Annotated in this window: 13 protein-coding genes; 9 read left to right on the top strand and 4 right to left on the bottom strand. The window is 59.1% G+C overall.

Features of this window, described 5'->3' with window-relative positions:
* The first annotated feature begins 76 nt into the window (after positions 1-76).
* The 3 genes from AC3WOS_RS20240 (at position 77) to AC3WOS_RS20230 (ending at position 3658) form a co-directional block, all read left to right on the top strand.
* Positions 77-2047 carry an FAD/NAD(P)-binding protein gene (locus tag AC3WOS_RS20240; RefSeq protein ID WP_492717995.1) on the top strand — a complete coding sequence of 657 codons (1971 nt, stop codon included), beginning with the start codon at positions 77-79 and terminating at the stop codon, positions 2045-2047.
* A 207-nt stretch (positions 2048-2254) separates the two neighbouring features.
* A complete protein-coding gene (locus AC3WOS_RS20235; RefSeq protein WP_492717993.1) occupies positions 2255-3124 on the top strand; it encodes a hypothetical protein in 870 nt (289 codons plus the stop codon).
* A gap of 402 nt (positions 3125-3526) precedes the next feature.
* Positions 3527-3658 carry a hypothetical protein gene (locus AC3WOS_RS20230; RefSeq protein ID WP_492717991.1) on the top strand — a complete coding sequence of 44 codons (132 nt, stop codon included), beginning with the start codon at positions 3527-3529 and terminating at the stop codon, positions 3656-3658.
* A gap of 259 nt (positions 3659-3917) precedes the next feature.
* On the opposite strand, the gene AC3WOS_RS20225 is transcribed toward AC3WOS_RS20230, so the two are convergent.
* Together AC3WOS_RS20225 and AC3WOS_RS20220 are read right to left on the bottom strand one after the other, a co-directional pair.
* Positions 3918-5003 carry a hypothetical protein gene (locus tag AC3WOS_RS20225; protein ID WP_492717989.1) on the bottom strand — a complete coding sequence of 362 codons (1086 nt, stop codon included), beginning with the start codon at positions 5001-5003 and terminating at the stop codon, positions 3918-3920.
* Entirely contained in the window at positions 5004-6611 is a 1608-nt protein-coding gene (locus AC3WOS_RS20220; RefSeq protein WP_492717987.1) for a DUF3696 domain-containing protein, read from the bottom strand.
* A gap of 285 nt (positions 6612-6896) precedes the next feature.
* Here AC3WOS_RS20220 and AC3WOS_RS20215 point away from each other — a divergent pair, with 285 nt between their 5' ends.
* Genes AC3WOS_RS20215 through AC3WOS_RS20205 form a run of 3 tightly spaced genes read left to right on the top strand, consistent with a single transcriptional unit; the run spans position 6897 to position 7807 of the window.
* Positions 6897-7406, top strand: coding sequence for a hypothetical protein (locus tag AC3WOS_RS20215; protein WP_492717985.1), 510 nt, complete (start codon positions 6897-6899; stop codon positions 7404-7406).
* Entirely contained in the window at positions 7369-7566 is a 198-nt protein-coding gene (locus AC3WOS_RS20210) for a transposase (RefSeq protein ID WP_492717983.1), read from the top strand. Before AC3WOS_RS20215 ends, AC3WOS_RS20210 begins: the two co-directional genes overlap by 38 nt.
* 46 nt (positions 7567-7612) lie before the next feature.
* On the top strand, positions 7613-7807 hold the full coding sequence (locus AC3WOS_RS20205) for a hypothetical protein (RefSeq protein ID WP_492717981.1): 195 nt from the start codon (positions 7613-7615) through the stop codon (positions 7805-7807).
* Between the two features lie 737 nt (positions 7808-8544).
* Here AC3WOS_RS20205 and hemB read toward each other — a convergent pair.
* Together hemB and yihA are read right to left on the bottom strand one after the other, a co-directional pair.
* Entirely contained in the window at positions 8545-9561 is a 1017-nt protein-coding gene (gene hemB / locus AC3WOS_RS20200; protein WP_492717979.1) for a porphobilinogen synthase, read from the bottom strand.
* Positions 9562-9585: 24 nt separating this feature from the next.
* Positions 9586-10344: a ribosome biogenesis GTP-binding protein YihA/YsxC gene (yihA, locus tag AC3WOS_RS20195; protein WP_492717977.1), complete on the bottom strand. Its 759-nt coding sequence runs from the start codon at positions 10342-10344 to the stop codon at positions 9586-9588.
* Between the two features lie 169 nt (positions 10345-10513).
* Here yihA and AC3WOS_RS20190 point away from each other — a divergent pair, with 169 nt between their 5' ends.
* From AC3WOS_RS20190 to ccsB, 3 genes are all read left to right on the top strand, one after another.
* Positions 10514-11194 carry a c-type cytochrome gene (locus AC3WOS_RS20190; RefSeq protein WP_492717975.1) on the top strand — a complete coding sequence of 227 codons (681 nt, stop codon included), beginning with the start codon at positions 10514-10516 and terminating at the stop codon, positions 11192-11194.
* A 141-nt stretch (positions 11195-11335) separates the two neighbouring features.
* The gene (locus AC3WOS_RS20185) at positions 11336-13417 is read left to right on the top strand and encodes a cytochrome c biogenesis protein ResB (protein WP_492717973.1); all 2082 of its coding nucleotides are present in this window, start codon (positions 11336-11338) and stop codon (positions 13415-13417) included.
* 26 nt (positions 13418-13443) lie between these two features.
* On the top strand, positions 13444-14601 hold the full coding sequence (gene ccsB / locus AC3WOS_RS20180; protein WP_492717971.1) for a c-type cytochrome biogenesis protein CcsB: 1158 nt from the start codon (positions 13444-13446) through the stop codon (positions 14599-14601).
* The last annotated feature ends 87 nt before the right edge of the window (positions 14602-14688 follow it).

Here is a 14688-nt window from a genome sequence, read left to right as displayed (position 1 = left end):
CGGCCACAAGCTGCCGCCCTGAGCCCCTCCGTATCATAGGCAAGGACTTTTTTCCTTGCAGCAAGGAGGGGCGCAGATGAAGCGATATACCGTCACCATCATCGGCATGGGGCCGCGCGGGCTGAGCGTACTGGAACGGCTGGCCGCCATGCTACGCGGGCGCGAGCTGCTGATCGACCTGATCCTGATCGAGCCGGGCGAGTGCGGGCAGGGCGTGCATTCCGCGCGCCAGCCCCAGCACTTGCTGATCAATACCATCGCCAGCCAGGTCACCCTGTTTCCCGCGCCGGGCGTGGTGCAGCAGGGGCCGGCCTGCGCCGCGCCGTCGCTGACGGAGTGGGCGCGCCACAGCGGCTACCGGCGGGTGGGCGAGCAGTATTACCGCATCGGCGCCACCGGGGCCGGGGCCGAGATCAGCGAGCTCGACTACCTGCCGCGCCGCCTGCTGGGCGAATACCTGACCTGGGCCTACGAACAGCTGGTGGCCAGCCTGCCGGCCGGCGTCACGCTGACCCACCACCGGCTGCGCGCCTACGACCTGTGGCAGCAGCCGGACGGACGCTGCGTGGTGGAGCTGGAAAGCGGCTTCATCATCCTGAGCGACTTCGTGTTCCTCACCACGGGCCACGGCAACAACGTGCTCAGCGACCACGACGCCTGGTGCCGCAAGTTCGCCCAGGACCATGCGCGCTACAACAGCCGGCTCGGCTACTACCGCCACATCTACCCGCTCGAGCAGCTGGTCAAGATCGGCGCCGACGCCCGCGTGGCCATCCAGGGCCTGGGCCTGAGTGCGCATGACGTGATCGCGGAACTGACGGTGGGGCGGGGCGGCGTCTTCGTGCGCGACGCCCAGGGCTTGCACTACGAAAAATCGGGGCGGGAACCGCAGTTGCTGCTGTGCTCGCGCCTGTGCCTGCCGTACGCGGCCCGGGGCGTCAACCAGAAGGGGCTGGACGGCCGTCACCGGCCCCACTTCTTCACGCCGGAAGCGATCGAAGCCTTGCGCCACCGGGCCCAGCGCGAGCGGGGCAGCCGCCAGCTTGATTTCGACGCCGAACTGCTGCCCCTGCTCAAGCAGGAAATGGGTTACGTCTACCGCAGCACGGTGGATGGCCACGCGCCCGACCCGGCCCGCTACGTGCTGGGCCAGCCGGAAGCGGACATCATCGACGGCCTGCTGTTCCCGCTGCGGGGGCGGGAATTCGCCACGCTGGGCGAGTTCCGCGCTTATTTCCGCCAGTGGCTGGTGGACGACCTGGCGGAAGCCCACAAGGGCAACGTGGACAGCCCCGTCAAGGCCGCCACCGACGTGCTGCGCGACGTGCGGGCCAGCTTGCAGGCGGCGCTGGAATTTGGCGGCCTCACGCCGGCCTCGCACCGCAAGTTCCTCAACGTCTACCACCCCATCATCAACCGCATCGCCTTCGGCCCGCCCCGGCACCGCAACGAGGAACTGCTGGCGCTGCTGGACGCGGGCGTGGTGCGGCTCGCTTCCGGCCCCAACGGCGTGATCGGTGTGGACGAGAACGAATCGACCTTCGTGCTGCAAACCCGCTTCGGCACGCAACAGGAGCGCCACCCGTTCGACGTGCTGGTGGTGGCCCGGCTGGACGTGTTCTGCCCGGAAACGGACGATTCCCCATTCACCCAGAACCTGATGCGGCGCGGCGTGGTGCGGCCGTATTACAACGGCGTGTTCCACCCGGGCGGCATCGACATCGACCCGGACGGCCACCCGCGCAACGCCAGCGGCGAGGCGGTCGGCAATATCTGGGCCCTGGGCTTCCCCGTCGAGGGGCCGCACTACTACACCCACGCGTTGCCGCGGCCCCTGATGCGCTCGCGCCAGGTGCTCGATGCCGACCGTTGCGTGTCCGCCATGTTTGCCCTGATCCCGGATGCGCCCCGCCGCAACCCGCGCCGCCGGCCCGACGCCAAAGTTGAAGCCGGCGCCGGTATCCATGTCGGACCCGGCGCCGAACGCAACGCCGATGCGAGTCCCGATTTCACCCCCCAGCCGGCCCTGCCGCGCGTCACCATGTAGCGGTACTGATACATACCGTAACATTCATCAAGACCAAGCTCTTGTAAGCTACCGGAACTCAGGCTGGCCCGCCTCCGCGCTCCCCGCGCGGCGCGGCGGACGGCTTGCCGACGCGGTTCCCAAAATGGCGGGACTCTGGCACTATGGCCGCATTTTGACGATTACGCACCACGAAGGCTTGCTATTTTGCACGACGATACGCATACGATGTCAGCAGATTCAGAGTATTGCCACAGCTGCGGCCAGCGCCTGCCGGCCCGCGACGGCTACGGCTATGGCCGGCGCAAGCGTCTGTCGGACCGGATCGGCATCGCCATCTCGATCGGCCTGCACTTGCTGGCCGTGCTCTACTATTTCCTGAAGCCCAGCGAACCGTTCCACCGCACGCCGCCGCGCGGGGGCGGGGAGATGGTCTACATTTCGCCTCTGCCCAGCAAGAAACCGAACCAGCCCGAGAAGAAGACGGAACTGGCCAAGGCCAGGCCGCAGCCCCAGCCCAAGCATGCCGTGGCCAGCATCACGCCGCCGGCCGCCGCCCGGCCCAAGCTGGAAACCTATGTGCCGCCCGTGGTGGCCAAGATGCAGCCACCGCCCGAGCAGGACATGTCGGAAATGATCGCCAAGCGCCGTGCCCAGCGCGCGGCCGAGAACCCGCAGCCGGCCGAGCCGGCGCCGGAAAGCGAGAACGACCGCGCCATGCGCATCGCCAAGGCCAACATCGCCGGCGCCCAGGGCGGCCGCTCCAACGGCCGCGACCGCGACGACACGGGCGGCCTGTTCTCCATCGCCGACCGCACCTACCACGGCGCCGACGTCAAGTTCCGTGGCTGGAACACGAACTTCCGCCGCAACTGGACCCAGCAGGTTCATGTGGAAGTGGGCGACTGGCCCGACCTGGAAACGGCCATCGTGAAGAAGATGATCGAAATCATCCGCAAGGACCACCCGGCCGACTTCCCGTGGGAATCGCAGCGCCTGGGCAAGGTCATCACCATGAGCGCCCGCAAGCAGGATGAGCCGGAACTGACGGCGTTCTTGTTGAAGGAAATGTTCCCGGAATACCGGCGTAGCCGGTAGGGGCGATTTGCGCACCGCCCCAGAAATATTGGCAGGCCAAAATACCTTTTGGCCCCGGCGATTACCGAAGCGTTTGTGGATGCCCCTGGATGCTCAGCGTTCGCCCGCCGAACAACGCCGCACGGCTGGGAAGCATACCTTCCGCTAACCTGACCGGTGCGCCTCGCGCTACCTTCTAACGATGGCTTGATGCGACGCAAGCGGCCTGCGCACTTTGCGCCGGCGCAACGCCTTGCCGAAAAGGGCCGCCAAGGTGCCGGTTCCTGTCATCGTTTTTGCTCCAAGGAGAACAAACATGGATCTGATACAGGATGCCGCAGCGCTCTTTGCCGGAATGGTCGGCGATCCGCAAGGCCAGTGCCCGCTGCAGCTGACCTTTCCCCGCCGCGACGGCCCGCCGGCTTGATGTTGACCAACACCATCTGCGCTGACGAGGCCATGTCGTGTGATTACTGCTTCGAGGTGGGAGTGCTGTCGGACGATGTACTGATCCCGCTCAAGGCCGTGATGGGCAAGATGCGCCCATCTCGCTGATGCGCAGCGACGGCACGCTGCGCTACCTCAACGACTGTAGGTTCGACTTCCGGTTCTTCAAGACGGACACCGGCTTCGCCTTCTACGGAATGACGCTTAAGCCCTGACCAGCCTTCCTGCGGCAGCGCGGGACAGCCGCGTATTTCAGACCCTCAAAGTGACGGAACTGTGTAAGCAAACCTTCGAAAACTACCTGCCGTGCGACTAAGTGTGCCGAAAAACTTAAGCTGTGGAAGCTCGATGGAAAATAGGTATTTTTCTAAGAATACGCCGGTTTATCAGCAATAGTCCAGTGAAAGATATTTAATCCAAGCTCGCACCATGTGGAGTTCAAATTCACACGTTGAGCTATTTTATGTGCCGTCGTCATTCCAAAGTAATTCACCACTTGTTTTAATATTCCGCCCCCTAAGCCGTTTACAATGATACATTCGGCACAATTGTTCTCACTGCATTTTGGCGGCTTTTTCGACATTTCTTCATATTTTGATTTGAGTTTATGTTTTTCTATTTTCGACCACCAAAATCTGTAACGTTCTGTACCAATTTTCATTTTCGCAATTCCACAATACTTCAGGCCTTCTTTAACATCAATGTATCTTGCAGTTTCTTTGTCCGTTTCATATATGTTCTTGTAAATATGGAATGATTTTGGAGGCGGAACGTTACCGTAGGAATCCTCAACTAATTCTAACGGAATTATATTTTCTATCGACCTAGCATCAAAGTCTGTCGCGAAGGCTGGCCATATCGTTTTTTCGATAAGCTGCTCGCAAGAGGATGTGACTGCACTCTTTGCGCCATTTGGTTCTCGATAGTCGCCATCGGTAATACAAAAGCAATATCCATTTGCCAAGGTGAGGTAACCTTGCAGTTTTACTGCCGTTTGCGACCCCCCACCTGCATCTGGAACAGTATTACAAGCCTCTTTGCGTCCGTGTTTAACACGAGCCTGTTGCGCGGCCGAGAAATACGCCTTAGCATCCAGCATATTTTCTCCAAGTACAATGCTGGGAGGAAACGCTTTGTTTTTAAATTCTGTGACAGGTATTAACCAGTGCCGAGAATTTTGTTTTGAAGACGTTCCTTTAGCAATAATTTCGACAACAAAACTTTCTGGATAGGGAAGATGACCATGAAGCGCAATGCTTCCTCTAATTCTTTGAAGTACGGACCTGCCCTTGGCGCTCAAATGCAATTTCAGAAGCGCATGAATCACTCGGAACGATGAAGTTAAAAAATGTTCGCCATTGTGAGAAGCTGCCAATACACTCTCCAACCCAGCGATAGATGCATGATCGGTAGGATTTATTTCTGCGAGTGAATCATTTAATATTACCAGCACTTATTGGCCCTCCAACATTGAATCAGTTTCATATTCGTCTAGGGCCTCGAAAAATCCGTAAGGCCAATTCTTAAGGCGACCATCATTTCCATATTCAGCTATTCTGGTTGTAGTTGTCCCAGATTTTTCATCCTTTTCAAACAATATGACTTGAACTTGAGTGGGGTCAATTTCCCCCAGAGAAACTAGTTCCCCAACCCTATTTATAAGGGAGGGACTGTGAGTCTCAACGATAATTCTTAAGTCATAGCTGAGATGGCGATATTCCGGGGTGACTTGGATACAGGCCGCGAAAATGTCGGCGAGTTTTGATTGTAATGCTGGATGTAAATGAAGTTCAGGTTGTTCCATTACTACAATTTTCTGATCAAATGCTTCGGATGTTGTTCGACCATAAATACTTCCTTGGGTAAGTCTCCATAATTGAAGAGCAATTGGAAGCACTTGCGAATACCCGAAGCCCGCATCAGCAAGGTTTACCGCTTTTTGCGAACCAGCAATTTTTAAACGAATAGCAATATGGCCGCCGCTACTTTCAGTTTCAACTGAAATTCCAAAATTTTTCACAAGCCAATCATCAAGAATTGCTTTTTCAAAATCATGCAAATTGTCAAGAAAAAACGGTACATTTTCGCCACGGGAATCTAATTCATCTACTGCTAGCTCTTGCCTGCGATAGTATCGTTGAGCGGTTGCTCGTAATGGCTCAAGGTAACTTACATTCTTCGCAAGTGCAGAAATTGTTTCATCAATCGAATCAATCAATTCTGGCAAATTTGCCATAATTATCGAATTACGAATCCTTTCGAATCCCGGTGTTTTTTCATTAAGCGATTTGCAAAAATTTATCCATTTTGGAGGACCATCCGAATTTCCATTTAAATGAATTAGTATTTCCTGATCAGTCCCATACGAGGATTTTTTAATAAATGAATCAATGCCTTCCGAAGTTGCATTGCTTTTTGTCATTGATAAAATATCTCGAACAAGTGGGCCATTAAAAACTTCCGTTCTAGATGGCATGCGGAATTCTTGGTCGCCGACCTTAACTTTATCATATTTGAAAAAATCAATTTTGGGCAGCAATCCAGTGAAGGTAATCGATTGATGCAACGCCGGATTAATAAGTTCTAATAAATCACCGACCTTGATCGAGTAAAGTTTTCCATCCTCAAAGCTAAGTTCACATTTAATACCTTCAAAGGTAATCCCAAGTTTTGAAACAATAGTTTCAGCAGATTTTTTTTCATCAGTTAACGAAATTTCCGTTAACACATCATAAAAATCATGATCTTCAGTTATTGTGGCGACAGGGCGCCCGTTTTTTTTGTCAAATGCAAGGCGGAACGAAAGTTGAATTTCATTTGATGAGTCAGAATCGCGAACGCTATCTCGAAAACTTCCGAAATCGACCAACCTTCCGTACCACAACACCGGACTTCTCTTTCTAACTTCGGTACTTTGTCGTATAAGTGGAAGCACGCGAGCGAAGGTGCTTTTTCCGCCGCTGTTGCGCCCAACTAACAAGTTGAGTTTTTTGATTGGCAACTCATTAGTATCCATCAGGCTGCGAAGATTCTTAATCCGCATGGCGTTGATTGTGCTCATGAATTCCTTTAGTTGGTAGAGAGTATAAGTTTCCTGATTGGATCATAATTTTAGACGGAGTGCAAACTTTTCGTATCGAAGTTTGCGTGGAAATTTGTTAATTCCGGTTTCTGAAGAATAAGATGGGGTGTGACCGTTGTGACTTAAATACGAAGTGATTTTAAAGAAGAAGGGGGGGCGAGTTACGGATGCTCCACGTTAGTTAGGGGCTCTATGCCGTTTCGTGTGGTATTTGCCATCGGATATTATGTCAACAATGCCCCTATTTGAGTCCAAGAGTCGCTGATGAGTATCGCCGTCGGAGCCCTGTTCACCACCGCGCTGGGTCTGCAAGCGCCGTGTGTTGTCTCCAAAGTTGATCTCGATACGGCCAAGCGCTGGATCGATTTCGAGGTGTCATGCGACGCCAGGCAGTTGCCTTGTCCAGCCTGCAGCGTGGACGGTCAAGGCATCCACGACTGCATCAAGTGCAGCAGTCGGCGGCATCTGGACTTCTTCCAGTTTGAAGCCAGGCTGCATGCCGAGGTGCCACAGGGCGACTGCGATGTGTGCGGCAAGACGTCGCTGGTCGAGGTGCCATGGGCGCGGCCGGGCAGCGGTTTCACGCTGCTGTTCGAAGCCCGTGCCTTGTCGTTGTACCAAACCTTGCCGGTGGTGCGGGCTGCGGCTGCGGGTGGTATCGAAACGGTTGTGGCGGCGCATCGAGCGTTACGTGAGCATCGCGCGCGGTCGCGACGACATGACGGGCGTGTGCGTGATGGGTATCGCCGAGACTCGTCACAAAAAGCGGCATAACTACGTCACCGTGGTGCATGACCTGGAGGTTTGGCGGCTGTTGTTCATGACGTCGGGATGGGATCGCGAAACGGTGGACGCCTTCAAGCGAGAACTGGCGGCGCACGGTGGCGTGGCGGACGAAATCAAGCATGTTGGCATGGCCATGAAGGGCGCCTAGGCCAAAGGTATGGCCGCAAGCCCAGATCTGCTATGAGCGCTTTCATGTGATCGCGCTGACCAACACCGCCATGGATCAGGTGCGGCGCGAGGAAATGCGCGGTCGGCCGAAAGCGGTGCGGGCGGCGCTGGGAGAGGACCACAAGGAGGTCAGGCCGATGATGTGGGGCATGCGTAAAAATCTCGTCAGCTGGACCTATCGCAGACCAATCCCATGTACTGGCAGCATCGCTCCAATCTGAAAAGCGCGCGGGCCTGGCGCTTGAAGCAGGCGCTGCGCGAGGTCTATCGCGGCGCCGTGGCCGCCAACTGCGCCACCTAGGCCAGATAGGATCTGCTGGGCTGGATATCCTAGGCCAGCCGTTGCAAACTTGAACAGGTCAAACGTCTGGCTACCCCCCTCATGGAGCGACTGCCCGGCGTGGTGCTCGGCTTGCTCGATGGACGCAGCAACGCCTATGTCGAGGCCATGAACGGCATGCTTCAATAGATCATGCGTGCAGCGCGTGGCAATACCGCGCGATTTGGGCATTACACGGCATGCCGCCTGACGTCAAATTCCACATGAAACGGCATAGAGCCGAATTTAATTAGTGTTCATGCAAGAACGTTCGGGAGCCTGGCGGGTTCCCAGATTGGATTGATTTGGGCTATTTCGCAGCAACCTTGAAGGCATCGACTTTGCTTGAAACCGTACCGTTGAAATTAGCATGCTCAAATGTCGGTTTGTCAGAGACTTGGTAACATTGCCGCAGTTGCTGCAATGTTTGGTGGTTGGTTGAGCCCGACTCGCCATTCGCGGGGTAAAAGTACCTTAAATTTTCATAGCTATCGGATCAGCGATGCTGAATAGTTGGCTTCCTGCTGCCCAACGTTGCGATGTCGGCCGTAGTTGCAGGAATAGCGAGACATAAGCGAACCCGTGATAGATACGCAGTCGGAAGGGGCGGGCGCACAGTTGTGCGCCCGATGACTGAGCTTAAGCGCGCGCCTTGAGCAAGCGCGCCACATCCAGCGCGAAGTAGGTCAGCACGCCGTCGGCGCCGGCCCGCTTGAACGACATCATGGCCTCCATCATCACCTTGTCGTGGTCCAGCCAGCCGTTCTGGGCGGCTGCCTTCAGCATCGCGTACTCGCCGCTGACCTGGTAGGCGAAGGTGGGCACCTTGAATTCATCCTTCACGCGGCGCACCACGTCCAGATAGGGCATGCCGGGCTTGACCATGACCATGTCTGCCCCTTCGGCCAGGTCCAGGCCCACTTCGCGCAGCGCTTCGTCGCCGTTGGCCGGGTCCATCTGGTAGGTATTCTTGTCGCTCTTGCCCAGGTTCTTGGCCGAGCCGACGGCGTCGCGGAACGGGCCGTAGAAGGCCGACGCGTACTTGGCCGAGTACGCCATGATGCGGGTGTGGATGTAGCCGTTTTCTTCCAGCGCAGCGCGGATGGCGCCGATGCGCCCGTCCATCATGTCCGACGGCGCCACCACGTCCACGCCCGCCTCGGCCTGGGTCAGCGCCTGGCGCACCAGCATGGCGGTGGTGGCGTCGTTGATCACGTAGCCGTTGTCGTCGATCAGGCCGTCCTGGCCGTGGCTGGTGTAGGGGTCCAGCGCCACGTCCGTCAAAATGCCCAGTTCCGGAAACGCTTGCTTGAGGGAGCGCACGGCGCGCGGCACCAGGCCGTGCGGATTGGTCGCTTCCACCCCGTCCGGCGTTTTCAGGGCGCTGTCGATCACGGGGAACAGGGCCAGCACGGGGATGCCCAGCGCCACGCACTCTTCGGCCACCTTCAGCAGCAGGTCCACCGACACCCGCTCCACGCCCGGCATGGACGCCACCGGCTCGCGCTGGTTGACGCCGTCCAGGATGAACACGGGGTAGATCAGGTCCGACGCGGTGACCGTGTTTTCGCGCATCAGGGCGCGCGAGAACGGATCACGGCGCATGCGGCGCATGCGGATGGCGGGAAACTGGGCGGTAACGTGAGGAGTGTGCATTGCGGGCATTCCACTTTCTACAGTTTAGGGTTGGGCGCTGCCGGTGTCGGCATCGGTGTCGTCATCGGCCTCGTCATCGTCTTCCATCTCGATCAGGCCGGTCTGGACGGCCGCTTCGTCTTCCGTCAGGCCGGCCAGCGCCATGATCTTGTCGTTGGCTTCGTCGATGCCGATGCGCTTGAGCGCGGAGAACAGTTGCACGGTGAAGGGGAAGCCTTCGCCGTCCTCGTCCACGTAGCTGTCGAGCTTGGCCTTGGCCTGGCGCAGCACGTTGACGGATTCGTTGCGGTTGAGCTTGTCAACCTTGGTCAGGATGCAATGGATGGGCTTGCCCGTGGGGGCGAACCATTCCAGCATCTGGATGTCGAGCTCGGTGAACGGGCGGCGCGAATCCATGATCAGGATCAGGGCCGCCAGCTGTTCGCGCCGCTGCACGTAGTCGCCCAGCAGGCGCTGCCAGTGCAGCTTGGCCGAGCCGGACACTTCCGCATAGCCGTAACCGGGCAAGTCCACCAGCAGGCATTCGATTTCCTCAACGATGGTGGGGTCTTTCCGGTGCTGGGCCACGTGGGCGCCGCCGATCGAGAAGTAGTTGATGTGCTGGGTGCGGCCCGGGGTCTTGGAGGCGAACGCCAGACCCTTCTGGTTACAAAGGATGTTGATGGCGGTCGATTTACCGGCATTGGAACGGCCTGCAAAGGCGATTTCCGGCACCGTGGTATCGGGCAGGTCGCGCAATTGGTTGACGGTCGTGAAGAAACGAGCTTGCCAGAGTTTTGACATGGGATAGGTAGAAAATGCAACAAGAGGGGCGAAAGCGCTAGAAAGCTATTGTACAATAAGGGGTTACGAATTGTTGCCAAGCATATTTCGTGCTAGATCAGGAAAGTGCTGCAGGGCGTCGTCGGCAACGGTTACCCACCAATTTATTGACTAGTCTCAGGGTGTCTGAATGAATCGTGCGTTTTCACCATTTGTAAAATCCTTGATCGTCGCTCTGCTGGCTGTGTCGGCTACCGCGTCGGCGTCCGAAGAGAAGAAGCCGGCCCATGCCGAAGCAGTGGTGGTCAAGGCCGATGCGGCCAAGGGCGCCAAGCTGTTTACGGAAGGCGATGCGGGCCGCGGCCTGCCGGCCTGCGTCTCGTGCCACGGCGAGGCGGGTAACTCGACCATCTCCGTCAACCCGAAACTGGCCGGCCAGCACGAAGGCTACATCTACAAGCAACTGGCCAACTTCGCCAGCCCCGAGCGCAACCAAGCCATCATGACCACCTACGCCAAGGTGCTCACGGACGAGGAAAAGCACAACATCGCCGCCTACCTGGCCGCCCAGACCCAAAAGCCGGGCGCCGCCAAGAACAAGGACACGGTTGACCTGGGCAAGAAGATCTACCGCGGCGGCATCGCCGAGAAGAACGTGCCGGCCTGCGCCAGCTGCCACGGCGCCGGCGGCGCCGGCGTGCCGGTGCAGTACCCGCGCATCGGTGGCCAGCACCAGGATTACACGGTGGCCCAGCTGGACCTGTTCCGCACGGACGCGCGCAAGAACAGCGCCCAGATGAGCACCATCGCCAAGCGCATGTCCGCCGATGAAATCAAGGCCGTGGCCGATTACGTCGCTGGCTTGAAATAATCGATTGTTGTCCCGCACCGGGCAATACCCGGCGCGGCGGCGGACACGGAAGTGAACAGGGCGGCAGCGTAAAGCGGGCTGCCCTTTTTGTTGGTATGCTGCGTCCTTCCGATCCCGCTCCTCCCTTACAGATTGAAGCGCATGAGTAGCCCCAGCACCACCGGTATAGAACTGAAAACCCGCCGCCCCGTCGTGGCCGAAGCCGTCGAGCTGGTCTCGTCGATGCGCTTTGCCATTGCGCTGCTGACCCTGATCGCCATCGCCTCCATGATCGGCACGGTGATGAAGCAGAACGAGCCCATGCCCAACTATGTGAACCAGTTCGGGCCGTTCTGGTTCGACGTGTTCAACAAGCTGAGCCTGTACGCCGTGTACTCGGCCTGGTGGTTCCTCACCATCATGGGCTTCCTGGTCGTGTCCACCTCGCTGTGCATCATCCGCAATACGCCCAAGATGCTCAAGGACATGCGCAGCTGGCGCGAGCACGTGCGCGAGCAGTCGCTGCACAACTTCCACCACAAGCACCAGTGGCAGACGGCCCTGGCCCGCCACGCCCTGGTGCAGCAGACCATGGACCGCCTGCACGACGCCGGCTACCGCAGCAAGGCCGTGGAAAAGGACGGCGCCACGCTGGTGACGGCCAAGAAGGGCGCCGCCAACAAGTTCGGCTACATTTTCGCCCACTCGGCCATCGTCATCATCTGCATCGGCGGCCTGCTCGATTCGGACATGCCGATCCGCCTGCAGGAATGGTTCATGGGCAAGACCCCGTTCGCCGGCAACGGCGTCATCGCCGACATCCCCAAGCAGCACCGCCTGGGCCTGGGCAACCCCACCTTCCGCGGCAACACCATGATCCCGGAAGGCTCGGCCAGCGACAGCGCCATCATTCCCCGCGCGGACGGCGTGCTGATCCAGGACTTGCCGTTCACCATACAGCTCAAGAAGTTCCACATCGAGTTCTACACGACGGGCATGCCCAAGCTGTTCGCCAGCGACGTCGTGATCCGCGACCACGACACGGGCCAGACTTTCCCCGCCACCATCGAAGTGAACAAGCCGTTGATCTACAAGGGCCTGGCCGTGTACCAGTCCAGCTTCGAGGATGGCGGCAGCAAGCTGCGCCTGACCGGCTACCCGATGGCCGGCGGCAGCAAGCAGACCTTCCAGATCGGCGGCGAAGTGGGCAGCAGCACCGGCATGGGCGACGCCTACACGGTGGAGTGGACGGGCTTCCGGCCGTTCAACGTGGAAAACCTGGCCAGCACGGACGCGCGCGCCGTCACCAAGGGCCAGAGCTTCAACGAGCAGTTCGCCGTGGGCCTGGACAAGCACCTCGGTTCGGCCGCCAAGAACGCCAACAACAAGGACTTGAAGAACGTGGGCCCCAGCGTGCAGTACAAGCTGCGCGACAAGACGGGCCAGGCCCGCGAATACCAGAACTACATGCAGCCGGTGACGGTCGATGGCGCCACCGTGTTCCTGGCCGGCATGCGCGTCAGCCCGGGCGACCCGTTCAGCTACCTGCGCATCCCGGCCGACGACGGCCACAGCGTCAACGAATGGATGCGCCTGCGGGCCGCCATCCACAACCCGGCCCTGCGCACGGCCGCGGCCCAGAGTTACGCCCGCCGCGCCATGCCCACCGGCACCGACGCCCTGCGCCAGCAGCTGCAGCAGTCGGCCGAGCGCAGCATGGCCATCTTCGCCGGCAGCGACAAGGAAGCGGGCTTCGTCGCCATTTCCCACTTCCTGGAAAAAGTGCCCCAGGCCGAGCAGGAGAAGGCGGCCGACATCTTCATGAAGATCCTCAACGGCGCCCTGTGGGACCTGTGGCAGGCGGCCCGTGCCCAGGACGGCCTGGCGCCGGCCCCGGCCGACGAAGCCCATGGCCGCTTCCTGCAGCTGGCCACCAATGCCCTGTCCGACAGCTTCTTCTACGGTGCCCCCGTCTACCTGCAGCTGGACGACTTTACGGAAGTGAAGGCTTCCGTGTTCCAGGTCACCCGTTCGCCGGGCAAGGCCGTCGTCTACCTGGGTTGTTTGTTCCTGGTGCTGGGCGTGTTCGCCATGTTCTACATCCGCGAACGCCGGGTCTGGGTCTGGGTCAAGGAGGAGGGCGGCGGCACGGATGCCGTGATGGCCATGAGTACCCAGCGCAAGACGCTCGATTTCGAACATGAATTCGCGAGCCTGAAAGAAAAACTGCCGCAATCGGCGTAAGCTGTCTAAAAAAGCCGGAGATGAAGATGGAACTGTCGCAAAGCAACACCTCTACCTATACCCAGGCGCCGGGCTATTTCAAGCGCCTGGGCCTGTTCGACTGGCTGTTCGCGGCCGGCCTGCTGGCCGCCGTCCTGTACGGCCTGAACCGCTTCGGCAACTACATGGATGTCTATGAAAAAGGCATCCTGCTGGCCGCCGCGCCCGCCTTCGCGGCGCTGGGCTGGCACTGGAAACCGGTGCGCTGGCTGATGCCGCTGGTGGCCGTGCTGGCGCTGTGGGCCATTTCCCTGTACGGCGGCGAGCTGGACATGGGCACCAAGAAATTCCTGTTGCGTAACATGCTGTCGAGCCAGTCGGCCATCCTGTGGATGAGCGTGATGTTCTTCCTGTCCACCCTGTTCTACGGCATCGGCCTGGCCACGCGCTCGGCCACGGGCGCCGTCATCGGTTCCAAGCTGTGCTGGACAGCCGTCGTGCTGGGCCTGACGGGCATGATGGTGCGCTGGTACGAGTCCTACCTGATCGGCGCGGACGTGGGCCACATCCCCGTCTCCAACCTGTACGAAGTGTTCATCCTGTTCTCGCTGATCACGGCCATGTTCTACCTGTATTTCGAGCAACGCTACGCCACCCGCCAGATGGGCGCCTTTGTGCTGCTGGTGATCTCGGCCGCCATCGGTTTCCTGCTGTGGTACACGGTCACCCGCGACGCGTCCGACATCCAGCCGCTGGTGCCGGCCCTGCAAAGCTGGTGGATGAAGATCCACGTGCCGGCCAACTTCATCGGTTACGGCAACTTCGCGCTGGCGGCCATGGTGTCGGCCGCCTACCTGCTCAAGAGCTCGGGCCGCCTGGTCGACCGCCTGCCGTCGCTGGAAGTGCTGGACGACGTCATGTACAAGGCCATCTCGGCCGGCTTCGCCTTCTTCACCATCGCCACCATCCTGGGCGCCCTGTGGGCGGCCGAAGCGTGGGGCGGCTACTGGTCGTGGGACCCCAAGGAAACCTGGGCCCTGATCGTCTGGCTCAACTACGCGGCCTGGCTGCACATGCGTTTGATGACGGGCTTGCGCGGCCGCGTGGCCGCCTGGTGGGCGCTGACGGGCCTGATCGTCACCACTTTCGCCTTCCTGGGGGTGAATATGTTCCTGTCCGGCCTGCACTCCTACGGCAAGCTCTAAGCCAGCGCATCTAAGCTGACGCATCTAAGCTGACGCATCTAAGCTGGATGTAAGTATCGGCAACAACAGAATGGTGTAAGGTTTGCC

The sequence above is a fragment of the Rugamonas sp. FW305-51 genome (genome assembly GCF_058786935.1).
The sequence above is the reverse complement of the archived record's forward strand: the minus strand, read 5'-3'. Positions and strand labels throughout refer to the sequence as shown.